The sequence below is a fragment of the Nostoc sp. genome, from assembly GCF_036917675.1.
Classification (GTDB): domain Bacteria; phylum Cyanobacteriota; class Cyanobacteriia; order Cyanobacteriales; family Nostocaceae; genus Nostoc.
The window spans coordinates 25140-49189 of the sequence record NZ_JBALCT010000051.1 but is presented as its reverse complement, the minus strand read 5'-3'; the positions used below and the strand labels follow the sequence as shown (position 1 = coordinate 49189).

Below are 24050 nucleotides of genomic sequence, written 5' to 3'. Positions count from 1 at the left end.
ATTTATTAGAATACTTATTTAATTGTGCTAAGAGATAATACGGTGGCTATACTACTTCTATCGCCTAAGTCAAAGGGCGTAAATAATCAAAGGTTTATCTGAGGAATTTAGTCCTCACTTGAAAGCTGAAACCTTCACTACAAAATAATTTCAACACTATTTATATTACTTAATATACTTTGTTTTATTCTCGCCTACATGCCTCCTTCCTTTGAGAGATATTTTTTGCTCATGTCTGTACGTCTAAAGTAATGCTTTTTACAATAAGCGGAAATAATTGGGAACTTAACACCTCAGTAAATGTCTAGTTAAGTAACACCAAAAAAAGTAATTGTACTGGAATAAAAAATAATGTTTACTTTAAATCGTTGGCAATCTCGAACAGCTGCACTCATGGCTTTGACCGTCACAGTGGGTACTGTAGCGCCTTTGATTACAGCTTCGCCATCTTTGGCTCAAACTACTTTTTCTGATGTTTCATCTAACTATTGGGCAGCACAATTTATTCAACAATTGTCACAGCGAGGTGTAATTGCCGGATTTCCTGATGGTAGCTTCCGCCCTGAAGAACCGGTGACACGCGCTCAATTTGCCGCGATGGTCAACAAAGCTTTCCAAAAAGCACAGCAACGGCAGGCAATCAATTTTACTGATGTACCCAGCAACTATTGGGCATCCAGCGCCATTGAGCAAGCTTATACCATTGGTTTCTTGTCAGGTTATCCTGGAAATCGCTTTGAGCCTAACCAAGCTATTCCCCGCGAGCAGGTTTTGGTTTCCCTCGCTAACGGTTTGGCATATAGTCCCATCGGTAATACCGAAAGCACTCTGCAATATTTCAACGATGCCTCTAATATCGCTAGCTATGCCCGTAGCCCGATCGCCGCAGCAACTGAAAAGCAAATTGTGGTCAACTATCCAAATGTGAAGTTCCTGAATCCAACCGCAACTGCCACTCGCGCCCAGGTAGCAGCTTTTATTTACCAAGCATTGGTTAGTTCTAACCAAGTTTCAGCAATTAACTCGCCCTATGTCGTGGCGGCTGTCGGGTCTACTACCCCAACACCTGGATCAGTCACAATTCCCCAAGGGACTGCTATTGCTGTGAAGTATGACAAAGCACAAAAAATTCTGGTTACAAAGGATGAAACAGCGCCTTTGACATTGACAGTATCCCAAAACGTGGTTACGCAACAAGGAACTATAGTGATTCCTGCTGGTAGTCAGATTATTGGTCAACTCAAACCTGCTACAGGCGGTTCTCAATTCGTTGCCGAGAAACTAGTTTTGGCCAGTGGTCAAGAGTATCAGCTTAACGCTACTTCTGAAGTGATTACCAAAACTGAAACCGTTAAGAAGGGTATTAGTACTAGTGCAATTATCAAGGATACTGTATTGGGTGCAGGTGCAGCAACTGCGATATCTGCTGTCACTGGCGATCGCGCCATTGCCACAGAAGAAGTCTTGGGTGGCGCTGGTATCGGTGCATTGGTTGGTCTAATCTTAGGTAGGAATAGTGTTGACTTAATCGCCATTGACCCAAATACCGATTTACAAATGACAATCAATCAAAACTTGTTGGTTTCACTAAGATAGTCATTGGTCATTGGTATTTATAAAAGACAAATGCAGGGCTATTTCATTCTCATCTAGCCCGCCTCAGAATGAATTCTGAGTTTAATAGTGAAAGTCGTCTTTAGACGACTGAGACAAGGTTATAGTCCGTTTTGACGGACTTTAGCTATAAGCCCAGAACTAAAGTTCTGGGCGGTTTATGTTTAGAACGAAATAGTCCTGGGACAAATAACCAACTCTTAACTTCAGTTATTAGCCATTATGACTAATGACTAAGACTAATTTTTAACTTCCGGCAACCAAATAATAAACGTAGTCCCCGGCGCATCGGGTGAAGTTAGCTTAGAGTTGATTGCAGGGCTGAAAACCTCGATTTCGCCCTGCATTTGCTCTATTAATTGTTTAGCGATCGCTAACCCCAAACCTGTACCAGGGATTTCTGTTTGCGCTTGTACACCCCGATAATGCCGTTCTCCAAGATGCTCTAAATCCTGGGGTGGAATGCCTGGCCCGTTGTCACTGATGACAATTCCCTGAAAATTAGCTTTTTCTAATCCCGCCTGAATCAAAATTTTACCACCACTAGGAGTGTATTTCAAAGCATTATCGATGATGTTAGTTAATACCTCTCGTAATGCTTTGATATTGGCACATACTAGGGGTGAATTATGTTGAATTTCAGTTATTAGTTTTAGCTTTCGCTCTTGGGCGATCGCTTTGGCTGATATTAATAATGGTTCTAATATATCTGCTAGCGAGCAGTCAACTGCTTTATCTCCCGTTCCCGGCAATAATAACAGTGGTTTAGCGGATTTTTGGATAGTTGCTTCTACAAATACTTCATTTTCTGCCAGATGTAGTGGTGCTAAATCTGCCTCTGTCAAGTCGATTACTTGATCAAATTGTTGCAGCAATTCTTGGAGGCGATCGCTTTCCCGCACAATACTATTTGCCACATCCCGGTTCGGATCTGCTGGTTGAAGTCGTTTCAATAGCAGTTTGCCAAAAGTCCGCAACGCCGTTAATGGGTTACGAAACTGATGCAACAAGTTATCCAGCAAATCGCGCTGTTTTTCTTGAAGAATTTGTTGCTCACGTAACTGCTGCTCAAACCATGCTCGCCGTTGATCTAAAATACAAGCGATCGCTAATGTTTGGGCTATCCGTTGAATCTGACTTTCCTCGTGTTCATTCCATGCGCGATCTTCCCTACCTGTCACCAGTAACCCCATCATCACACCCTCATAAATCAGAGGTAAAACAATTTGGTTGCCACTAAATAAGTATTCCTCTTTTAGATGGGGCCCAGACGCATCTGGAATCTCAGACTCGCGTGAGGAAGTTGCAGATTCTGTCCCTGCTGTTAATAACCTTCTCTGACGATTGGGTAATACAAACACATTTCCAACTTGAAGTTGCTTGTGTACCGTCACTTCAGCAGTCTCCTCTCCTGGCGGTAATAATGCTGTTTCTGGGTAAATCACCACAGGAATCAGTTTGGCATCACCTGAAGGAGTCTCTACCAATTCTTGTGTTAGGTACACAATACTTAATGTTGCTCCCAGCCCTTGGGTTAGCAGCGCTATTTGCTCTCGACACAGAGCAAGAAAATCGGAACTGGCAGACATTAACATTTTTTAGCTCTTGCTCAAGATTACAGATTTTGAGGCATGATTAAGAGAGGATACTTAATTTTTACCTCACTCATTTAATAAAGCTTAACTAAAATCTTCTTCATGATGGTTTGTACTAAGAGATTATATTTGAATACTAATTTTGTTTTCTCTATCTTCAAAGATATTAACTTTCTTATATTAAAAGGTAAAAAACTATTGATATTTTGAACTAGAACCTATATAATGGCGACGGATTTTGTAGCTAACACTACAATCTATAGCTTGAAAGAGGAGGACAATAGATTGGCAAGGAGACGCAAAAGGAAAAGTCGTCGTCGTCAGGAAGGACGGCGAATTTTGGAGCATGTGCCTCAATATAGCATCGAAAGTGGCGAAGAAAAACCTGTGACAGCAGCGAGAAGATTCATTCAAGCTGAAGGTATTTTGCCACCGGCGTTGCTACTTGTAAAGCGAAATGAACACACAACAGATCGTTATTTCTGGGCAGAAAAGGGACTGTTTGGTGCTCAATACGTAGAGGAAAACCATTTCTTGTTTCCTAGCTTGAGGGTGTTAGAACCTTCACCAGGTCAAGAACCTCAAGCTTTAGCTAGTCGGTGAACCAGAGATGGTCATCTTACGCATTGAATGTAGCTCCTGACTACCATTAACTGGCAAAATTGCTAAGTTTATGCAAAATTTAATTTTTTTTTAGTTTGGAGCTGATTTGCCAGTAAATCTAGTCCAGGTAGTTGGAAAGTAAACTTCTCTCAAACCACGCTAGATTGAATGGGTTGATGCTATTTTGATATGCAGAAGGGAGTAGGTATAGAGCCAAGCGCGTCCAAAAGCGCTAGTGAAATTGCACTCTTATGCCGTAGCTTGTTAAGCAAGCTCTGTCAACAAATTTAAGTTAATAAATTTAAATTTTTCCCCACGGCACAAGTTGTGGGGAAAATTGACAAAGCAGCATTATTGATTTCCTCCTTCCTACTTTCCATTGCCTAAAGAGTAGGTCAGGTCAGAAGTCTGCATATCATAGTTAAAAGATGGTCACAAAAATCAAAAATTATTCACCAGGCTTTAGCTGTAGAGTCCTCTGTAACTCACTGAGTTCATCTCGATGGGCAACTACAGTGATCTTACTTGAGGAGGTTTGTTCGCTCTGAGTTGTTTCGACTTTGAGCGACACCTTCTCAAGTCTTCCAGATTTCTGCCAATAAAACAGACCGCTTAAAGGCGACAGCAGTACCATAGCCAGAACAAGGGTACTGAGGCTAGGGAAAAGCATGGACACTACTAATGATAGACAAACAATACCAGTAGCTGCTAGTAGAGTTAGAAATATAGCTAAGAACCAGCTGGGGCGAACATTACCTTCAAAAGTCACCTGGTTTTTTTCTCGATCTACCGCTACCACTCGGTAAGACCGCGATCTAAAATACTCTTTTAATTGAGACATTAAAGCAGCTTCACCTTGCTCAGATATCAGTTGTGCTGTTTCTGTACGGTCTTTAGTCGAGGCACGTATAAAGAAAAACAGCCCAACCGATAACAACAAGGTTAGCAGGAACGTAGATGGCAGAATAGCAGTATCCATAACTAATTGTTAGTGTTTGACTGGAGGAGACTTATTCATTTTGAACCTCCCATGACTATAAGTCACGCGATTCCTGCTATTCGTTATACCAATTTGAACAATGATTGCGACAAATGGAGCGCCACTGCGATTACCAGGGACTCTTCCACAATCTAAAATCTAAAATCCAAAATCTAAAATCCAAAATCCAAAATGGTATTACTTTGTCCTCCCGTTGATGTAGTCTTGCCAAAGCAAAGCTAAATCCTGCGCTTGAACTTGCCATTCTGGAGAAACTTGGTACATCCGCCTGGGGCGTCCCCGTCCTTCGAGTTTCTTCCAATATCCACTGATTGCCCTTTGGTCTTCCAGAAATTTGATTGCACTATAAAGTACGGTATCCGAAAGCCTATAGGTGGAATATTCAGTTTCTAATTGCTCAATCAACTCGGTTCCGTAGGATTCATTTTGTAACAAAACAGACAGTATGTAACAAACTGCTACTTCCTGACAAAGGTAAGTTGGCGGAGGATTCTCAAAGAATTGATATATATCCTCAAGTTTCATGGTTAGTGAATGGCTAAAAAAATGCCTTAGGGTAAGTATACAATCCTTGTAGTCAGTATACAGTGGTACTGCTCAATCAGTAATATATATAAAGCTACTTAGACTAAATTGCCAAAGCGTAAACACCAAATAATTACCCACGTCTGTGAAGTTGTGGGACGAGTTTGCGAGTTTTAGGGGCACAAAATAGTCTACCCCTATCCAAGCTCGATACGGTGTGGTGAGAAGCGAACAGACGGTGGCGAAGTCACTACCTTGGTGTTAAGTGATGCCGATCTGGTTAGAACTGCTTAAGCAATAAAATGCCATCGAAGAAATTTTACAGGTAAAATGCTATTTTGTCTGCAAAAGTTAATAAACACTTTGTTTTACAGTAATTTTCTCAATGCAGATTCTAAAAGCTTAGGCTAAAGAATATGTCTGGGTTAAAGCTGCTACGCCTATGGACACACCTCAGCAGTAAGCATTTCTGATTTCCTCAACCAGAGAATCTCTTGTCTTATTTGGCAAGTGTGATAGTAAATTTATCAAAGAAGACGCAAAGACTAGGAAAGGGAGAGACGCAAAGTGCGATACATCTCAACAACGCTTTCCGTGTCCCCCGAAGTTCTGTTCGGCTGACACCGAACAGAACTTCTCTCTGTGTTTTTGTGTCCTTTGAAAGCGCCCAGCAAATTGGTTCACAGTATGTCACAAACTCCCGATACCCCATCATCTTCCTCAACTCTCCGGGCAATTGCCCAAACTTTTCGTCTTACAGGTTGGATTAGCTTCTGGATTCAGCTAGTACTAGGCGTTGTTTCTAGCATAATTGTGCTGCTGTTCGCCGTCTTTAATCAAAGAACTGGCAGTCCTAGTAATAATCCTGGGACTGGCTTTGGTGTATTTTTAGCAATTTGTGGACTGGTTGTTTTGGGTGGGGGCATTTATTTAGCTTACCGTTACACTAGAATTGGCAAGCAATTGGAATCCTCCAATCCCAGCAACCGCCCTCGCAAAAGCGAGACTGTGCAAGTATTACGCTTAGGGCTGTGGGTGAATTTAGGAGGAACGCTGGTGACTCTTTTGGGGGCGCAAGCGATCGTTGGTACACTGGTAGCAAGATCCATATCTCCTCAAGCTATAACTACCCAACTTTTTGACCCTACCCGGATTATTAGCGGTCTAGATATGCTTGTGGTACAGGCAAACACCAACACTGTCTCAGCGCACTTTGCAGGGCTTGTGGCATCGCTTTGGCTACTTAATCGTATCAACAAACCTTAATATAAGCGCAGAGTCGGGGAGAGTAAATAGTTAAATTTATATTGCGTAAGGGACTGACAAATAAAAAATACTCAACTACTTATTGTGGGGTGGGATCTTGCCCGCCTTTGTCTATGGGCGGGCAAGATGCCCACCCCACAAGATTGGATAATTTATTTGTTGGAAATCCCTAACATAGTTTGATTTATTCTTGCCCACTTCTTTACCAGTTGATGATTGGTTAAAATGCATTATCTGCTTTCGTCGCCCTGGCAGTGATGCTAGGGTAAAATTTTGATATAGGTTAAAACTGATTTTTGCAATAAACTTTGTTTTTCCAGTCATGGCAAGCCAAAATCAGTATATGCTGATGTGTTAGCAGGTAGATAATAGGCTAAAAACTGAGAAAAATCTGTGCTGGATATCAAGCAAATACGGGAAAATCCGCAATTAGTTCAAGAACGATTGAATAGTCGTAGTGGTAAATACGACATTGAACCGATATTACAGTTAGATCGGCAACAACGGGAAATTGAGGGAACACGCAGTCAACTCCAAGCCCGTAGCAACGAAATCGGTAAAATTGTCGGGCAAAAGATTAAATCTGGGAGCAATCCTCAAGACCCAGAAATTCAAGCTTTGCGCGATGAAGGTAACTCTGTCAAAGCTACGTTGAGCCAACTGGAACCCCAGGAAAAAGAACTCAAAGCTGAAATTGCCCAACTTGTGTTGGCACTTCCCAACTTACCAAGCGACTCTACACCCCTTGGAAAGAATGAGGAAGATAACGTAGAAGTGCGCCGTTGGGGTGATGAGTACATTCCCCAAAATCCGAATATTCTCCCTCACTGGGAAATTGGCGAAAAGCTAGGTATTCTGAATGTTGAGCGAGCTGTAAAAGTTGCCCAAAGTCGCTTTGTGACATTAATAGGTGCTGGCGCGGCTTTGGAAAGGGCATTAATTCAATTTATGCTGACTCTCCATACTCAAGCTGGGTATGTGGAAGTTAGTCCGCCTCTGTTAGTTAATACCGAGTCTTTGACGGCGACTGGTCAGTTACCCAAGTTTGCTGAAGAAAGCTTTAAATGCGCTGATGACGACTTGTGGCTGATTCCTACGGCTGAGGTTCCAGTTACAAATCTCTACCGGGGTGAAATTCTCGCTGCTGAAGATTTGCCTATCTACCACTGTGCTTTTACGCCCTGTTTTCGCCGCGAAGCTGGTAGCTATGGGCGCGATATGCGGGGATTAATTCGCCTGCATCAGTTCAACAAGGTGGAAATGGTGAAATTTGTCGAACCCAGTACGTCTTTTGATGAACTGGAGAAATTGGTGGGGAATGCAGAAGCAATTTTACAGGCGTTGCAGTTGCCTTACCGAGTCGTAAATTTAAGTACTGGAGATTTGGGATTTGCTTCTACCAAAACTTATGATTTAGAGGTTTGGTTGCCCTCTTCTGGCAAATACCGCGAAATTTCCAGCTGTTCCAATACTATAGATTTCCAGGCGCGACGTGCTGATATTCGCTTCAAGGAGGCGGGGAAAAAAGGTACCCAGTTCGTACATACTCTGAATGGTTCGGGTTTGGCGGTGGGAAGGACGATGGCAGCAATTTTGGAGAATTATCAACAACCTGATGGGACGGTGAGGATACCAGAAGCGCTGCAACCTTATTTGGGGCGTGAAGTTTTGTAATTTGTCATTGGTCACAATTTATGTCCCTGGCTTACCTCACCCTCAATCCCTCTCCGATATATTGGAGAGGGAAGCTAGAGACAGGATGAAGTTTTGCATTTTATTTAATCCACGCTCGTTAATATTCTGACCTCTCTCCTAAAAGGAGAGAAAGAAGAGAGGCTTTGAATTTTCACCTTTTCCTTATAGTGAAGGGGGTTGGGGAGTTAGGTTTGAGTAAAAGTTGCACACGACGTTCTTTTACTAATGCCCAATGGCCAATGCCCAATGCCCAATTAGAATGGAGATAACTATAGCTTAATATCTTCACTAATTTACTCTATGTCAGTTTTAGCAGCGATCGCAGTCTTGGCTGTTTTGATTTTGGTACACGAGTTGGGACATTTTGTTGCAGCCCGTTCTCAAGGCATTCTGGTTAACCGTTTTTCTTTGGGTTTTGGCCCAGTTCTTTTTAAGTACCAAGGTTCACAAACCGAATATGCTGTCCGCGCCTTTCCCTTGGGCGGCTTTGTGGGCTTTCCCGATGATGATCCCGATAGCGATGTTCCACCCAATGACCCAAATCTGCTGCGTAATCGTCCAATTTTAGACCGGGCGATCGTTATCAGTGCCGGAGTGATCGCAAATTTAATATTTGCCTATTTGGTGCTGGCTCTGCAATTGGGTATTGTTGGCATTCCCAAGGAATTAAACTATCAAGCTGGTGTCCTTGTACAGCCTGTTAATCAAGAATCTGTTGCCTACCAAGCAGGAATTCGGGAAGGAGATATTATTCTGGCTGTAAATGGTCATGAACTCCCCGCTTCTGATAAGTCAACTCCTTTGCTGACAAAAGAAATTCAAACTCATCCCAATCAGCAAATCGAAGTGAAAATTCAGCGTGAAAACCAACAACAAACCCTGAAATTAACACCAAAACGGGGAGCCGATGGCAAAGGTGTAGTTGGTGTGGCACTCACTCCAAATGCTACAGCAGTTTATCGCCGTCCTAATAGTCCTTTTGAAATTTTCGGCATTGCTGCTAACAGATTTCAACAATTATTTGTTGGCACACTTAGCGGTTTTGGACAGTTGATTACCAATTTTCAACAAACTGCTGGGCAAGTTTCTGGGCCAGTTAATATTGTCAAAATCGGTGCAAAATTAGCTGCTGATAATAGTGCAAATCTGTTGTCTTTTGCCGCAATTATCAGCATTAACTTGGCTATCATCAACATTTTGCCTTTACCAGCTTTGGATGGCGGACAACTCGCTTTTCTGCTGATTGAAGGTTTGCGTGGTAAGCCTGTGCCTGCCCGTATTCAAGAAGGTGTCATGCAAACCGGTTTGGTGTTACTCTTAGGGTTAGGAATTTTTCTGATAGTTAAAGAAACCACCCAATTAACTAGCGAATTGGAATGGGTACAAAGATTGTTTCAGTGAAAATAGGGAGTGAGAGAGACGCGATTAATCGCGTCTGTACGGCAGTGGGGAGTAGGGAAAAGAAACTTTTACCTTTAAAGAAGCGATCGCTAGAAATTTTAGCTCGTCTGAAGCGTCTTTATCCAGATGCTACTTGCTCTTTGAACTACTCAACACCAGTACAATTATTGGTGGCAACTATTCTCTCCGCTCAATGTACTGATGAGCGGGTAAATAAGGTGACACCAGCTTTATTTGAGAAGTTTCCCGATGCTGCTAGTTTAGCGATCGCTGACTTGGTAGAATTAGAAAGCTTGGTGCGTTCAACTGGGTTTTATCACAATAAAGCCAAGAACATTCAAGCCGCCTGTCGGATGATTGTCACTGAGTTTAACTCTGTTGTCCCTAACCAAATGGAACAGTTGTTAAAGCTTCCAGGTGTGGCGCGGAAGACAGCAAATGTAGTTCTTGGTCATGGCTATGGCATTAATGTTGGAGTGACGGTAGATACTCACGTTAAGCGCCTGTGCCAACGTTTGGGTTTAACTGAGCATACAGACCCGGTTCGGATTGAGCAAGATTTAATGGGTTTATTACCGCAGCCTGATTGGGAAAATTGGTCAATTCGGTTGATTTATCACGGTCGTGCTATTTGTAAAGCCCGCTCTCCCGTCTGTGTTGCTTGTGAGCTTGCCGATTTATGCCCTGCTGCTAATAAGCCAGTGGTTGTAGGTTAAGCGACACCAGTAACCCCAGAATTGATGAAGAGACTGTAGAATGGGGAATGGTGTCTTTAAATAAGTTACAGAGTATATGGCAAAAAAGAGCTTGATTGAGCGCGAGAAAAAGCGCAGCAGGTTGATAGAAAAGTATGCTGATAAGCGAGAAGCGCTTCTGGAAGAGTTCAGAAGTGCACCATCTCCTCTGGATAAACTGGAAATCCACCGGAAGATTCAACAGCTACCCCGAAATAGTGCGCCCACCCGCCATCGCAACCGTTGCTGGTTAACTGGTCGTCCTAGAGGTGTTTACCGCGATTTTGGACTGTCTCGGAATGTGCTGCGAGAATGGGCGCATGAAGGTCTTTTACCTGGAGTTGTTAAATCTAGTTGGTAGTCATTGGTCATTAGTCATTAGTCATTTGCAAACGACAAAGGACAAATGACAAATGACAAAATTATTGACCACAACATTTATCAATTCCCAGACTTTCTAAGAGTAGATCGCTGACGGCGTTGGCGATCGCAAACTCTCCATAGAAACTATTAGAAAAATCATACGACTGCATCTCTGTGACAATGGCAATTACCAGAGAACCAAGGTCGTTTTCTCCTTCCATCCGTTGACGCACAAAAATCTGTGCGGCTCGTTGGGCAATATTTTGGTTGACTGCTTCGGGGATAAATTCGGTATCTAGCCAACGTTGTAAACGCTCTCGTAACCATTCACCTTCGAGTTGGGGATTTTCAGGTGGTGGTAAAGTGATGGGTGGAATTGGTTGAGTCATTTTTTTTAATCCAGAAGGACGCGGAGGGAAACGCAGAGGAACGCTGAGGTTGACTTTTAGCATCAAATTGCGTTTCTAAGAGTGTTTTTTTTATATTTATTTATGCAATATGATATCGCTGCTATTGTTGAAGGCTATGCACAAGGCTATTTTCTCATGGCTGATGAGCGCGATCGCCTGAGTTGGTACGGAAGTCGCGATCGGACTTTTATTCCTTTGGATGAACGGTTTCGTTACCCTAAGTCTTTGCAGCGTGTTCTCAATCAAGAACGGTTTACTGTGGCGATTAACCGTGATTTTGAGGCTGTGGTGGCTGGGTGTGCTGATAGAGAGACAACTTGGATTTCACCGGAATTACAAGAGATTTACTGGCTACTTTATCAGAAGGGTTACGCTTATAGTTTTGAAACTTGGCAAGGTGACGAACTAGCTGGGGGAATTTTGGGGATTGTCATTGGTGGGGCTTTCATTGGCGAGTCGATGTTTTATCGCATTCCTGAAGGCTCGAAGGTGGCGATGGTTAAGTTAGTGGAAAGATTGCGCCAGAGGAAATTTGTGTTTTTTGATGGCCAAATGATGAATCCCAATTTGGAAAGATTTGGTGCTTATCGGCTTGGGGATAAAGAATATCAAGGTTTACTTAAGCAAGCGTTGCTACGTCATTGTTTTTTAATATAGAGTTCTAAACTTTTTAACATAGCTTTTCCTGTTGTGTAAAAATAGTGCTTGAGCCAAATTGTATCGGGCATTTGATAAAGCAGCTTTTTGGTGCTGAGGGCGTAATTTCGAGATTATTTGTGAAAAGCCGAGATTGGGATAACAATATTTTCCATGAGTAACGAAGAATCTGAGACTATACTTGAACTGAACTTGCTTGATAATGGAGTTGACTTCATACTTAAGGGAATAGATGAACTTTTTGATGAAGCGCATGTGCTTAGAGAGTATTCAAGCGCTACAGATATAACTATAAGTAGCTACAAATATGGTGTGTTGCATCTGTTCTCTGGCTTTCTGTTGCTTCTCAAAGAACGTCTTTCGCGTCATTTACCAGAACTTATCTTTAAAGGGCGAGTCAATGAAGTAAAACAAAAAATATCTTCTGGCAAGACTCCTAACACAATTGACCTAGATGAGGCGTTAGAAAGGCTTGAGATTGGCCCTAAAGTGATATTTTCTAAGGATGAGCTTGAAGTCATTAGGACTGTTCAGGATATTAGAAATCAGTTTGAGCATTATAAGTTTTCTACCAATAGATATGGTTTATGGACGAATATTTCAAAGTTTTTGGAGTTAATTGATAGATTTCTTGTTAATGAGCTTCAGATAAATATTGAAGCTTCGTCTGAAAGTTTAGAACTTCAGAAAAAGATACATACTATTGATTCAATATGGAAACGAATTGAGCAAACAAGAAGACAAGAATGGAATCAAGATATTCAGTTTAGGCTGAAAAAATTTAAGCGTAAACGTAAGGATATTATCAAAGAAATAGAAAAAGAATATAGAACAAATAAAGGAATAGACTTCCCATTTACCATATGCCCAGACTGCTATCAAGAAACTCTGATTATTCTTGGGGAATTTGAGGGTATATGTAGCAACTCAGAGTGCAATAGTGTTAACCCTCTAACAGAGTGTGGTAGATGTGGGGGAGTAATGACAGGTTTTTCCTGGAATTTTAGTTTCTGTGACTCTTGTTCAGAGTGGATGAATGAACAATAGCATTATTGATTTTAGCATTAAGTAGACAAGCAGCTCTAGTTGCTTATTTAGGCTCAGTGATGAATTAGATAAGCGATGAAAATCAAAGTAGTCATTCATCCAGTAGAGGAAGGAGGCTTCTGGGAAGAGGTTCCTGCACTTCTTAGTTGTATTGCGGAAATGCGATCGCTAATCTTGTAGGTTGAGTTGGCGCTAGGAAACCCAACATCTTTTTCTACTCACAATCTTAACCACTTCCACGATGAGAAGTGCGATCGCAGGATTTGTTATTCATCTGGAATAAGCGATAATGGGCTTAAATGTTTCTATATTGTTCATTAAGCTTTGATACAGTTTGAGTGGGACGAAACAAAGAATCTTGAAAATATTCGTAAACATCGAATTGATTTTGCAGATGTCCTCGTAATTTTTGACAATTCCATGCTGATAAAGCTCTGATGAGCGTTTTGATTATGGCGAAGAACGCTGGATCCGAATCGGCTTTTTAGGAACGGTGTAGTGGTTGTCGTTTGGACAGAACGACAGAACAACATTGACAAGACACCAATGCCAAATCCAAAAATCCTGTTAGAGCTTGACTTCATACCTGTTAATAAAATAGTATATTAGATTGTCTGTCTAATTCCTGCTCGGATCAGGTAGACATATTACAAAAGCTGGCAGAAGCTTCTCTACAGGAGATAAAAACCAGCTACCTGTACGGCAACCTCAAGGACAATTCCATGACCTACGCAATTATTGAAACTGGCGGCAAACAAATACGAGTAGAGCCAGGGCGGTTTTATGACATTGAACTGCTTACGAACGAACCAGATGAAAAAGTTACAATAGACTCCGTATTGCTCGTGCAGCACGATGGCGAAGTCACCATTGGACAGCCACTAGTGACAGGCGCGACCGTAGAAGGGACTGTAATGCGACATTATAGGGGTCGTAAAGTTCTGGTATACAAAATGAAGCCGAAAAAGAAAACCCGCAAAAAGCGGGGGCATCGTCAGGAAATTACCAGACTTATGATTGACTCCATCACCCTTAACGGTGCAGTGTTTGCTGCCCAAGGAGCAACGGAGGAGGAAATCCCCGTTAAAGATGAGACTGCTGCCGAAGAAGTTGAAATCGCTGCTGAATAATAAAAAGAAGTAGATAAACAAGAGGAAATCATGGCTCATAAGAAAGGAACAGGTAGTACACGTAACGGTCGTGATTCTAATGCCCAGCGTCTGGGTGTCAAGCGTTATGGCGGTCAAGTTGTACGTGCAGGAAACATTCTCGTGCGGCAGCGTGGCACCAAATTTCACCCTGGTAACAACGTCGGTATTGGTAGCGATGATACTCTGTTTGCCTTAATTGACGGAGTTGTAACCTTTGAGAGAAAGGGCAAAACTCGTAAAAAAGTTAGTGTTTACTTACCCGTAGCTGCTGTTGAGGCAGCCCCGGCTGAGGCAGTAGCAAGTTAGAGTGTTAGGGTGGGTAACAGTGCCCACCTTAATCGCTAGTTAGCACTGATCTGATGATCAGATTTGCTTGACACTCTCTGCGCCTCTAGTCAGAGATTCTTAAGACTTTTGGGCAAAAGCTAGACTAACTCTATTTTTGGTGATACCTACCGGGGGATGATGATTGCGATTCCCCCTGAAGAATGGGGTATTTTCCACAACATAACCTTCATGGAATTATCGCAAATTCTCAAACCAGAAGGCAGGTCTTGCCAAGCTGAGAGCTTTTCACCGCCACCCAAGAGGCCCAAAGATTGCTCAACCAAAACGAACTTATCTTAAGAACAAGCCCCATGTCTCAACTGCTAAGATTTTAGCCCAGAAAACACAGAACATTAATACACCTTGAAAGGGCTAGTCCTAACGAATTATTTTAACTCCCCTTTTTCTCTTGCCGTTCTTTGAGTTTCAGCATAATTTCTGCATGCATCTCGCGGGTAATCGGGTAAAAATACGTTAAAACTAAGCCAAGAATCAAACAAACTGTAGGTATGGGGCCAACGGCAATACGAATAGCAAACAGTGCCGATTCCGGTTGGATGGGTAGTGGACTTCCGGCTACAGATGCTTTGAAACCCGATGCTTGTAAAGTATTTCCTACCAAAAACAGCCCGAAAGCTAAACCAAATTTTTGTAGCAAAACCATAAAGCCATAAAAAATGCCTTCTCTGCGTTGTCCGGTTTGGAGTTCATCTAATTCAATCACATCTGGAATCATCGACCAGGGAATTAGATAAGCTGTAGATACACCAACACCGGCCATCACAGCCATCACATACATCAAAATTATTTGACCAGGTTGTAAGAAAAATAGTCCGGCAGCAGCTATGATCCATAAACTCATTCCCAGAAAATAAACAAGTTTTTTGCCGATTTTTTTACTCAGCGCCCCCCAGACAAATAGCATCAGCAGGGCAGTTCCTTGCACTGCAATCAGCAGTGTGGGCACATCTGATTCTTTAAGGCCCATACAATTGACTACAAAATAGGGAATAATGCTGGCTGTAATCTGCACACCTAGCCAAGAAAAAAGATATATACCAATAACAAATAGAAAAGGTCGGTTGCTAAAGACAATTTTTAGTTGTTCCAAGAAGGGGATAGATGCAGGTTCTTCGGCTTGAATGCGTTTGGCCTCAAAAGCCCGGATGCGATCGCGGACTCCAAAAATGCACCAATATAATGCCAAAATCGAAATTACAGTACAAATTGCTGCTAAAACGAGATATCGTTGTTGGCGATCGGCAATTTGGGAAAAAACAATTTGCGCTAAAATCAACGACAGAATGCTACCACCAATGGAAAATGTAAATCGAAAGGTGTTAAGGCTGGTGCGTTCGTCGTAATCTTGAGTTAGTTCTGGAGTCATTGCCGTATAAGGCAAATTCACAACTGTGAAAAAGGACTGAGATAGCACCCCAATCCCCACGTAGTATAAGAACAACGGCCAAATATTATCACTCTGATTTGCCCTAAATTGCGGTACAATCCACTGCAAGAAAAAGAAAATTCCAAAGGGAATTGCTCCATAAAACATCCAAGGCAGACGACGGCCCCAACGACGAGATTTCGTTTTATCGCTCAGGAACCCGACAAGCGGATCATTTATGCCATCCCAGATTTTGCTAATCATCAAAATGCTGCCAGCTAAACCCGCAGGGATACCAGCGATATTGGTAAAGAAAAACAGCAGATAAAATACTGAGATATTTGCAGTAATTGCTGGGCCTAAATCCCCTGCACCGTAAGCCAGCTTTGTTTTAAAGTCGAGTTTTTGACTTAGAGGATCTCGTTGGGCATCACCATCAGTAGCAGAATCGTTCATAATAACTTGCACTCATACTAAAATAATAAGTTTGCGATCGTATCGCCTTCAATACTAGCTATCTACCACTCCAGTTAGACTTATGTCAGACCTTTATGTTTCTTGGTCAGATTATCACCAAAAAATTGAACAACTGGCTATTCAGATTTATCAATCCAGTTGGGAATTCAACCAGATTATCTGTCTTGCTAGAGGAGGACTACGAGTTGGAGATATTCTTTCCCGTATATACCAGCAACCACTGGCAATTTTAGCAACCTCATCTTACAGAGGTGCTAGCAAGCAAGAAAGAAGTAATTTAATTTTCTCGCGCCACCTGACGATGACTGCCGAAAAGCTAGGTTCGCGCATTCTTTTAGTGGATGACTTAGTAGACTCTGGGATCACACTGCAATATACTATACCTTGGCTCAAGCGAAATACTGATTTCCCCATAGAGGAAATCCGCACCGCCGTTCTTTGGTATAAAGCCTGTTCAGTTATAACACCCGATTATTATGTCGATTACTTGGCTGACAACCCTTGGATTTACCAACCCTTTGAACACTACGAGCAGATGAACCTCGCCGAACTTGCCACTAAGGTCAGTCCGTGTTGATAAACACTTAGTATCGCTACGCAGAATTCAAAATTAAGAATTAAAAAAGGTTATGGAGTGAGCTTTTTTGGCTCACCAGATTTATTACTATATTTTGCCAAAATTGGCAAACTTATTCTGCATCTCTGACTGCGTTAGAACCTTGGCGTGTCCGTGCCGATTTATTTTCATTGTTAGACTAGACCCTGCGATCCAAAGCCTACAACGATTTGACTCCGAAGGTGTTTGAAAGCATTCGTGATGGGTAATTTTTTTCAGATATAAGCTGCCAATTGAGGCAACGCGAGATTCGATCTTGTTTTTGATTAGAAATTACAACTAACCGAGTAATATATGTACAGTTGACAACTGTAACCCTTAGGGTTACGATTTAGATATTGATCAAAACGTTTAAGCATAAAGGACTGGAAAAACTTTTTGAACTTGATGATAGAAGCGGTATTCAGCCTAAACACGCAGAAAAATTACTAGATATTCTTGATAGACTTCATGCATCTTCTCAAGTTGAGGACATGAGATACCCAGGTTCTAGGCTTCACCAGTTAAAAGGTGATCGAAAAAATGAATGGTCGGTAAAAGTATCTGGAAATTGGCGTGTAACCTTTCAATTTGAAGATGGTAATGCTTACGTTGTTGATTACGAAGATTATCACTAGGAATTTGATTATGATAACGAAAAGAAAGCCGAGACATCCTGGTGCTTTGATTAAGCGTCAATATTTAGAACCTTTAAAAATGACCAATACTCAGCTAGCTGAGATTTTAGATGTCTCACGTAAAACAGTTTCAGAAATTGTAAATGAGCAAGCTGGTGTTTCTCCCACTATGGCGCTTCGTTTAGCAATAGCTTTTCAAACGACTCCAGAACTTTGGTTAAATCTTCAGCAAAACTACGATCTTTGGAATGCTGCACAAGAATCTGAAAGTTTGAAAAAAATATCTCCTATCAATTTACAGCCTTTTTAACTTGCAGTCTAAATAGAATGTGTAAAGCCCAGAGACATCCCTCTGGGCTTCTAATTATACAGATTTTAAATAAATTACGGCTCTACCGATCCCCTTATGGTAATTAAACCTCAATCAGGGTGAAAGTCTTATAAGGCAAGGCTTATCAAGCTTAAACATATTATTTTGGTTGAAATACTTACGGGGTAAAGCTTTTAAGGATTTTCAACCCGATTTTGCATAAGGGGATCGGTAGAACCCCGATTATTATGTTGATTATCTGCCTAACAACCCCTGGATTCACCAACCCTTTGAACACTACGAGCAGATGAACATCGCTGAACTTGCGGCTAAGGTCAGTCAAGTGTGTTGACTTAAATACTATGATCTATTTTCAATGAGGTATGCAGGTCAAACCCCGGTGCATTACACACACTAAAAGGAAAATAACGCCCATGAACGAAGAATTTTTGCAAGTTCTGTCAAAACTTGTTGATGAAATATCTATGCTTCGCCAAGCAGTTGAAGGATTAAACGAACGCATTAATGATATATCGTCCACTGATTTAAATTGGACAGGTGGTGGAGATAAAGCCCTACAGGTAATGGCTCATATCAGTGGTGACATAGGAATTAGCGGTGAATCTGATGTCCGTATCCAAGGCATCTCAATTAATGGCGAATATGAGGGAGCGCCCTTGTCAGATGTAATCGAATACGGAGTAAAAGAGCCACTAAAACAATTAGGGAAAGATATTCAAGACGCGGCTGATAAGGTCGCAGATACCAATCCCTCAAAACGCCCAGGCAAAGGTTTTTCTCGTTAGATTTAGCACACTTTTGGATTGGTCGCTTGTATTTTACAGCCGACCCCCATGATTTTTTCTCACTTGTGAGAAATCAGAGTTAAGCCCAGACCCAGGACTTACAGGACTTATGCAAACAATAGCCAAAACCCTAATTTTCAGGTAGGGGAAATTCATGAATTGCCCCTACCGCGTGTAGTTTTGCGTAAATCCTATTTTAGTTTTTACTCTGGAAATTGTTCTATCCATTGTGTAAGATTAGTACAGAACGTAAATTTTGTATATTTTTAGCAATTTGTACAAAACTTACATTTTGATTAGCATCAATTATTTAATTTTGTGAAGTTCTATGACTGCAATAAGTGCAACAGAAGCTCGTGCAAACTTCCAAGAGCTGATTAATCGTGCTGAGTATAAGGGTGAGCGTATTGTAATCCAGCGTCATGGTAAAGCTGCCGTAGCAATTATCGGTCTTGATGATTTGAAATTGCTTGAAGCTGTTGAAGATGCCATTGATTCTGAAACACTTCGTCGTGCAATTGAGGAAAATGATGGGTTTACTAACTTAGACGCAATTAGTACCAAGCGTGGAAATGAGTGAACGCTACAGTTTGAGAATTGCTAAGACTGCTGAAAAAGATTTGCTGGATTTGCAAGCGAAATTTTATAAGCAGGTTGTATCTAAAATCCTTTCGCTTCAAGGCAATTCTCAACCTCAAGATTGCAAAGCCTTGAAAGGCTATGAGGGTGGTTATCGTGTTTCTAAAGGTGAATATAGAATTCTCTACACGATTGATGAAGAAAGCAAATTGATTGATGTTTTTCGCATTGGTAAGCGAAATGATGGTGAAGTCTACAAAAATTTGTAATCGCACTTCGGTCAAAATTTAGATGCGTAGATGCGTTTGCTCTGGAGCATCGGTGTCAACTTTACGTGAAAGCCAGTCTACAAACTTAGAGATTGTCTCGTTCCCAGTCAGAGACTGGGAATGCGTATGTGAGGCTCCGCCTCCCGTACTCGCGGCAGAGCCTCAATGAGCAGCATTTCCAGCCTCTGGCTGGAAACGAGAATTTTAATAGAACTCCTAACTCCTAACTCCTAACTCCTAACTCCTAACTCCCCAAACTTAGGACTCCACCAGCCTTTTTGCGTACTGAAATAAGCCACATCTTTATGTTTAGTATCCTGACGCGATCGCGGGTCACAACATCGCAACATTGTCTTACTCTGCCCATCTTTTATATAACTGTACTCCTCTAGAGGTTTCTTACATACTGGGCAGGGATATGCCGTCGTTTTCACAGGAGGCTTTTGTTGATTTTCAGCTTGGACTGCTTTAGTTTGTGGTGGCTGCCAAGTTTTGTTAAAGTCGCTCCAAAACAGCACAACATTTTCACAGCCTTTTGTGCATTTTAGGAAATATTTCTTTTTAACCTTAGTACTCGGAATTTTGGCGAGAAAATTTTTGCATTCAGGGCATCGAGTCTTGGAAGTTTCATATTTGCGCTCAGTTATCACATTAGCTTTACCTATTGAGGAACTTGGAACTATAGTTTTAGCTTTGGAGAGCGCTGGTACAAAATAATTCTGATTCCAACTAGTTAAATAATCCTGCCAAGAGTTTTTTCCTTCGGAGATTGCATCAAGGGCATCTTCCATTTTTGCTGTGAATTCTGCCTCTAATAAATCCGGCAGTGCTTTGAGCAAAAACGCATCAACTTCTAACCCTAACGCTGTCGGTTGGAGATGGTCTTTTATCAACTCGACATAATTTCGTTTTTTTAAAGTAGCAACAGTAGGAGCATAAGTACTTGGGCGACCAATTCCTTTACGTTCCATCAGTTGTACTAATTTAGGTTCACTATAACGGGGTGGTGGCTGCGTCTGCTTCTGCTCATGTCCAGCATTCTCCAGTTTCAATGCTTGTCTGTGTTGTAATGAAGGTAAAACACTATCTTTGCTGAGATTGTTCCAGTACCGAGCATAACCGTAGAATTCAATCACTTGCCCTCTAGCTGACCACAGTAAAGAGCCAGACTGAGTAATCACCAAAGTTTTACGCAATTGGGCAGCACGACACTGAGAGGCAATTGACCGTTTCCAGATCATCACATACAGATTAAACTGATCATCAGGAAGTTCAGAGCGCAATTGAACTGAGGGACGGAACACATCCGTTGGACGAATCGCCTCATGTGCTTCTTGAGCCGATTTGCTACTACGATGCTTGGCAACTTGCTGCGGTACATTCTGCGGATCATTTTGCTCTAACCATTTACGGGCACTGGCACAAAATTCAGGACTCAGCATCACTGAGTCTGTTCGCATATATGTTATCAGCCCTGCCTCATAGAGCTTTTGGGCGACAAGCATAGTTTTGTCAGGAGCAAACCTCAGCTTTGAACCGGCTGCTTGCTGAAGGCTGGAAGTTGTAAATGGTGGCGGTGGCTGGCGGTTAACGATTTTTCCTTCAAAATGAATCACCTGATGAGGATGTCGCTGTGCTTCTTCAACTAAACGTGTTGCCTCTGCTTCGGAAAGAACGCGTTTAGACTCTGGTGTTTCTGTACTATTACCTACCTTCGCGTCATCGTGAGTTTCAGTTTCTTGGTCTGGTGCATCTTTTGCAGAATCGACCGTCCCTTTGTAAAAAGCCCGGAATCCTTCAGCATAATCTACCCAGACACTCCAGTAATCTTGGGGGACAAAAGCCAGAATTTCGTTTTCTCGCTGACAAATCAAGTGCAACGTCGCGCTTTGGACTCTGCCAACACTCTTAGCGCCGTTATTTAATGCCCAAACTAAAGGGCTACCCTTATAACCCACCAACTTATCTAGGCAATCTCGGCACAGCCCAGCACCGATCAAATTTTGGTCTAACTTTCTGGGATTAGCGATCGCACTCTGCACCGCAGATGCTGTAATCTCAGTATAAATTACTCGTTTCGGTTCTCTTAAACCCAGCGTTTCTTTGAGATGCCAAGCGATCGTTTCCCCTTCCCGATCTGGGTCAGTTGCTAAAATAACTTCATCAACCTGCCTCACCGCAGACTTGAGCTTCTGGATTGTTTCTTTCGCTCGTTGGTCACGCGGGACATAATTGCACCGGACATTATTGCCGTCCATGACAAAGCCCAAAGAATCATCGCCTTCATTGCTGAGTTCTCGGATGTGACCACAACTGGCGAGAACTTTCCAATCTGAACCCAGAATTTGACTGAGTTTTTTGACTTTTCCGGGAGATTCTACCACAAGGAGGCGTTTGATCATAGCAACTACGTTCTCGATGCTCTATGTTGAATATTTTGCGATTTGGAGCAAATAAACTGGCAATTGCAATCATGCCAAATACTACATCTTGTGACTGGAGAGCAGCCAGCATCTATGCCAGAATTTGGTCAAGTCCTGCTTCTACCGAATAAGCAACCTGTTTAGACTCAATAATTCTTCCGAATCAACTAACTCTAATCCATAGAGCAATATTAGTTGCTCAAGTGTGACGTTTTCCGCAGCAAGAGTTTGAGTCATAGGTTAATCAAGTAGTAGAAAAATCAACCAGCCCAGTAATTCTCGCCTTCTGGTAGGGTAAGGATTTCAACCCCATCTTCAGTTACAGCTAAGGTATGCTCACATTGAGCCGAAAGTAGGCGATCGCGCGTTACAGCAGTCCACTTATCGCCCAGAACCTCGACTTCGTAAGTGCCTTCGTTAATCATTGGCTCAATAGTAAAAACCATCCCTGGTCTGAGGCGCTTGCCCTTACCGCGTGTGCCATAATGAGGAACATCCGGTGCAGTATGGAAAATGTTACTGATGCCGTGTCCAACAAAATCTCGCACCACAGAAAAGCCTTGTGCTTCAGCATACTCTTGAATGGCTGCACCAATGTCGCCAATGCGTCCCCCAGGTTTAACTTCAGCAATACCCAGGCGGAGACACTTCTCTGTCACCTCTACCAACTTCCTCGTTTTTGGGGAAGGAGTGCCGACAAAGAATGTCTTGGATGTATCACCGTGATAACCTTCAACAATCGGCGTCACATCAATATTAATGATGTCACCTTCCTTGAGGATTTGCTTGGCGTTGGGAATGCCGTGGCAGATTACCTCATTTACACTAGTGCAAATCGATTTAGGATAACCCTTATAACCAAGGGGTGCGCTTTTTGCTCCATGCGCTTGTGTCCAACGTTCGGCTTCATCATTGAGTTCAAGAGTGCTAACTCCTGGCTTCACAAACGGTTCGAGATGCTGGAGAAGTTTAGCTGCTAAACGCCCAGCTTGACGCATTTTGTCTAATTCTCGCTGGGATAAAATCACAATTAGTTCAGTTTTCATTAACTTTTGTCACCTAAAGTATCTTTCATAAACATAGTTAACCCTGTCTGTGCAGCTCTTTGTGCAGCATCAGCAACTTTTAGGGTATACAAGCTTTCCTCTGGGGTAACGTACAAAGGAGTGCCATCAAAAAGATGATCTAACACCATACTCGTGTCTTTGGCGAACAAACCCTGGCGAGGGGCAACCTCTATAGGTGTTGTTTCCCCTGGCTGGATGAAAATTCCTGTGTCACCATCAAAAATTAAACCACCTTTTTCACCGTGAACTTCAAACTTGCGTTCTGATTGCCAAATACTTTCACCTTTGCCATAGACTACTTGGGCTAAAAGTCCACTGTTAAAGCACAGTTCACTAGTGCAGAAACAGGTTTGGTAATATTCCGGTTCTATTTCCCAATATCGCTGGTGACAGTTAACTGTAAATACTTTACCAAACAAATCGGTGAGACGATGTAGGCGAGACAGGGCACCAATTAAGGGAAAACCGAACAACTCGTGGTTATAAGTCCATTTGCGGGGTGCAGGATTCTGGGGATTGATGGTACTGTAGCGAACATAAAACACCTCACCAATTTTGGCTAAGTTTTGCTTTAAGGCTTGATGCAAACCACCCAAAAGTTCTAAGTGTTCAACGTGCAGGAGTTTTTGTTGTGCTTTTGCTAAAGCGATCAGTTCCTCAGCTTCGACCACATCTAATGAAATGGGATACTCTACAATTATGTGTTTGCCATTGGTAAGGGCTGCACGAGCGATCGCACCATGATCTCGATTAATAGTGCAAATCACTACTAGGTCTATATCTTCCCGCTTTACTAGCTCTTGCCAAGAACTCAAGGCTTCAATCTGGTATTCTTTGGCAAAGGTTTCTGTTTTTTCTGCACAATGACCAACAACTGCGACTAAATGCGATCGCTGATCATCGAGAAATGCCTTAGCCCGAAACTTGGCCGCATACCCAGTACCTACCAAACCTACACGCACTCTTGCTTTTTCCAAAGCTGCTTCTGGATTATACATGATCTTCACTAGTTCTGTTTTTCATTCTGCCAGTTTCCTAAAAGGCGCTAATTTACAAGCGTCTAACCCGAAAAAATCAGGTGATTAAAAAATCTGATCCAACAATTATCATA

Annotated in this window: 25 protein-coding genes and 1 pseudogene; 18 read left to right on the top strand and 8 right to left on the bottom strand. The window is 42.1% G+C overall.

The window, feature by feature from the left end:
- Positions 1-351 precede the first annotated feature (351 nt).
- Positions 352-1596 (top strand): S-layer homology domain-containing protein, encoded by a 1245-nt coding sequence (locus V7K31_RS18235; RefSeq protein ID WP_335095825.1) that lies wholly within the window; start codon positions 352-354, stop codon positions 1594-1596.
- A 257-nt stretch (positions 1597-1853) separates the two neighbouring features.
- On the opposite strand, the gene V7K31_RS18230 is transcribed toward V7K31_RS18235, so the two are convergent.
- On the bottom strand, positions 1854-3209 hold the full coding sequence (locus V7K31_RS18230; RefSeq protein WP_335095823.1) for a GAF domain-containing sensor histidine kinase: 1356 nt from the start codon (positions 3207-3209) through the stop codon (positions 1854-1856).
- Between the two features lie 285 nt (positions 3210-3494).
- Between V7K31_RS18230 and V7K31_RS18225 the strand changes: the two genes are divergently transcribed.
- The gene (locus tag V7K31_RS18225; RefSeq protein WP_334996806.1) at positions 3495-3812 is read left to right on the top strand and encodes a DUF3155 domain-containing protein; all 318 of its coding nucleotides are present in this window, start codon (positions 3495-3497) and stop codon (positions 3810-3812) included.
- Positions 3813-4260: 448 nt separating this feature from the next.
- On the opposite strand, the gene V7K31_RS18220 is transcribed toward V7K31_RS18225, so the two are convergent.
- Together V7K31_RS18220 and V7K31_RS18215 are read right to left on the bottom strand one after the other, a co-directional pair.
- Positions 4261-4791, bottom strand: a complete 531-nt coding sequence (locus tag V7K31_RS18220; protein ID WP_334824305.1) for a cofactor assembly of complex C subunit B — start codon at positions 4789-4791, stop codon at positions 4261-4263.
- A gap of 198 nt (positions 4792-4989) precedes the next feature.
- On the bottom strand, positions 4990-5337 hold the full coding sequence (locus tag V7K31_RS18215; protein ID WP_334947895.1) for a PadR family transcriptional regulator: 348 nt from the start codon (positions 5335-5337) through the stop codon (positions 4990-4992).
- 687 nt (positions 5338-6024) lie between these two features.
- Here V7K31_RS18215 and V7K31_RS18210 point away from each other — a divergent pair.
- The 5 genes from V7K31_RS18210 (at position 6025) to rpsN (ending at position 10794) form a co-directional block, all read left to right on the top strand.
- Entirely contained in the window at positions 6025-6603 is a 579-nt protein-coding gene (locus tag V7K31_RS18210; protein WP_335095821.1) for a DUF3611 family protein, read from the top strand.
- 393 nt (positions 6604-6996) lie between these two features.
- Entirely contained in the window at positions 6997-8277 is a 1281-nt protein-coding gene (serS, locus tag V7K31_RS18205) for a serine--tRNA ligase (RefSeq protein WP_335095819.1), read from the top strand.
- 321 nt (positions 8278-8598) lie between these two features.
- Positions 8599-9699 (top strand): RIP metalloprotease RseP, encoded by a 1101-nt coding sequence (gene rseP / locus V7K31_RS18200; RefSeq protein WP_335095817.1) that lies wholly within the window; start codon positions 8599-8601, stop codon positions 9697-9699.
- Positions 9675-10415: an endonuclease III gene (nth, locus tag V7K31_RS18195; protein ID WP_335095815.1), complete on the top strand. Its 741-nt coding sequence runs from the start codon at positions 9675-9677 to the stop codon at positions 10413-10415. The genes rseP and nth overlap by 25 nt, the downstream gene beginning before the upstream one ends.
- A 76-nt stretch (positions 10416-10491) precedes the next feature.
- A complete protein-coding gene (rpsN, locus tag V7K31_RS18190) occupies positions 10492-10794 on the top strand; it encodes a 30S ribosomal protein S14 (protein ID WP_335095814.1) in 303 nt (100 codons plus the stop codon).
- Positions 10795-10855: 61 nt separating this feature from the next.
- Here rpsN and V7K31_RS18185 read toward each other — a convergent pair whose 3' ends face one another.
- Positions 10856-11185 carry a hypothetical protein gene (locus tag V7K31_RS18185; protein WP_292760139.1) on the bottom strand — a complete coding sequence of 110 codons (330 nt, stop codon included), beginning with the start codon at positions 11183-11185 and terminating at the stop codon, positions 10856-10858.
- Between the two features lie 102 nt (positions 11186-11287).
- Here V7K31_RS18185 and aat point away from each other — a divergent pair, with 102 nt between their 5' ends.
- The 4 genes from aat to rpmA all read left to right on the top strand — a co-directional run bounded on the left by aat (position 11288) and on the right by rpmA (position 14367).
- Entirely contained in the window at positions 11288-11863 is a 576-nt protein-coding gene (gene aat / locus V7K31_RS18180; RefSeq protein WP_335095813.1) for a leucyl/phenylalanyl-tRNA--protein transferase, read from the top strand.
- A gap of 153 nt (positions 11864-12016) precedes the next feature.
- Positions 12017-12910 carry a hypothetical protein gene (locus V7K31_RS18175; protein WP_335095812.1) on the top strand — a complete coding sequence of 298 codons (894 nt, stop codon included), beginning with the start codon at positions 12017-12019 and terminating at the stop codon, positions 12908-12910.
- A 722-nt stretch (positions 12911-13632) separates the two neighbouring features.
- Positions 13633-14040: a 50S ribosomal protein L21 gene (rplU, locus tag V7K31_RS18170; protein WP_335095810.1), complete on the top strand. Its 408-nt coding sequence runs from the start codon at positions 13633-13635 to the stop codon at positions 14038-14040.
- A gap of 30 nt (positions 14041-14070) precedes the next feature.
- Positions 14071-14367, top strand: coding sequence for a 50S ribosomal protein L27 (gene rpmA / locus V7K31_RS18165; protein ID WP_179068071.1), 297 nt, complete (start codon positions 14071-14073; stop codon positions 14365-14367).
- Between the two features lie 412 nt (positions 14368-14779).
- On the opposite strand, the gene V7K31_RS18160 is transcribed toward rpmA, so the two are convergent.
- Positions 14780-16231 (bottom strand): MFS transporter, encoded by a 1452-nt coding sequence (locus V7K31_RS18160; RefSeq protein ID WP_335095808.1) that lies wholly within the window; start codon positions 16229-16231, stop codon positions 14780-14782.
- A gap of 82 nt (positions 16232-16313) precedes the next feature.
- Between V7K31_RS18160 and V7K31_RS18155 the strand changes: the two genes are divergently transcribed.
- From V7K31_RS18155 to V7K31_RS18125, 7 genes and pseudogenes are all read left to right on the top strand, one after another.
- Positions 16314-16829, top strand: coding sequence for a phosphoribosyltransferase (locus V7K31_RS18155; RefSeq protein ID WP_335095807.1), 516 nt, complete (start codon positions 16314-16316; stop codon positions 16827-16829).
- A gap of 377 nt (positions 16830-17206) precedes the next feature.
- Positions 17207-17485, top strand: a complete 279-nt coding sequence (locus tag V7K31_RS18150; RefSeq protein WP_094328751.1) for a type II toxin-antitoxin system RelE/ParE family toxin — start codon at positions 17207-17209, stop codon at positions 17483-17485.
- A 10-nt stretch (positions 17486-17495) separates the two neighbouring features.
- Positions 17496-17795 (top strand): HigA family addiction module antitoxin, encoded by a 300-nt coding sequence (locus V7K31_RS18145; RefSeq protein ID WP_190893843.1) that lies wholly within the window; start codon positions 17496-17498, stop codon positions 17793-17795.
- A gap of 238 nt (positions 17796-18033) precedes the next feature.
- Positions 18034-18147: pseudogene (locus tag V7K31_RS18140) on the top strand (phosphoribosyltransferase); the annotation flags it as partial.
- Positions 18148-18229: 82 nt separating this feature from the next.
- Positions 18230-18601 (top strand): hypothetical protein, encoded by a 372-nt coding sequence (locus V7K31_RS18135; RefSeq protein WP_335095805.1) that lies wholly within the window; start codon positions 18230-18232, stop codon positions 18599-18601.
- Positions 18602-18929: 328 nt separating this feature from the next.
- Positions 18930-19181 carry a type II toxin-antitoxin system Phd/YefM family antitoxin gene (locus V7K31_RS18130; RefSeq protein ID WP_334860944.1) on the top strand — a complete coding sequence of 84 codons (252 nt, stop codon included), beginning with the start codon at positions 18930-18932 and terminating at the stop codon, positions 19179-19181.
- A complete protein-coding gene (locus tag V7K31_RS18125) occupies positions 19174-19449 on the top strand; it encodes a type II toxin-antitoxin system RelE family toxin (protein WP_335095804.1) in 276 nt (91 codons plus the stop codon). The genes V7K31_RS18130 and V7K31_RS18125 overlap by 8 nt, the downstream gene beginning before the upstream one ends.
- A 230-nt stretch (positions 19450-19679) precedes the next feature.
- Here V7K31_RS18125 and topA read toward each other — a convergent pair whose 3' ends face one another.
- The 3 genes from topA to V7K31_RS18110 form a co-directional block, all read right to left on the bottom strand.
- Positions 19680-21851: a type I DNA topoisomerase gene (gene topA, locus V7K31_RS18120; RefSeq protein ID WP_335095803.1), complete on the bottom strand. Its 2172-nt coding sequence runs from the start codon at positions 21849-21851 to the stop codon at positions 19680-19682.
- A gap of 281 nt (positions 21852-22132) precedes the next feature.
- Positions 22133-22918 (bottom strand): type I methionyl aminopeptidase, encoded by a 786-nt coding sequence (map, locus tag V7K31_RS18115; RefSeq protein ID WP_335095802.1) that lies wholly within the window; start codon positions 22916-22918, stop codon positions 22133-22135.
- Positions 22918-23937, bottom strand: coding sequence for a Gfo/Idh/MocA family protein (locus tag V7K31_RS18110; protein WP_335096088.1), 1020 nt, complete (start codon positions 23935-23937; stop codon positions 22918-22920). The genes map and V7K31_RS18110 overlap by 1 nt, the downstream gene beginning before the upstream one ends.
- Positions 23938-24050 lie beyond the last annotated feature (113 nt).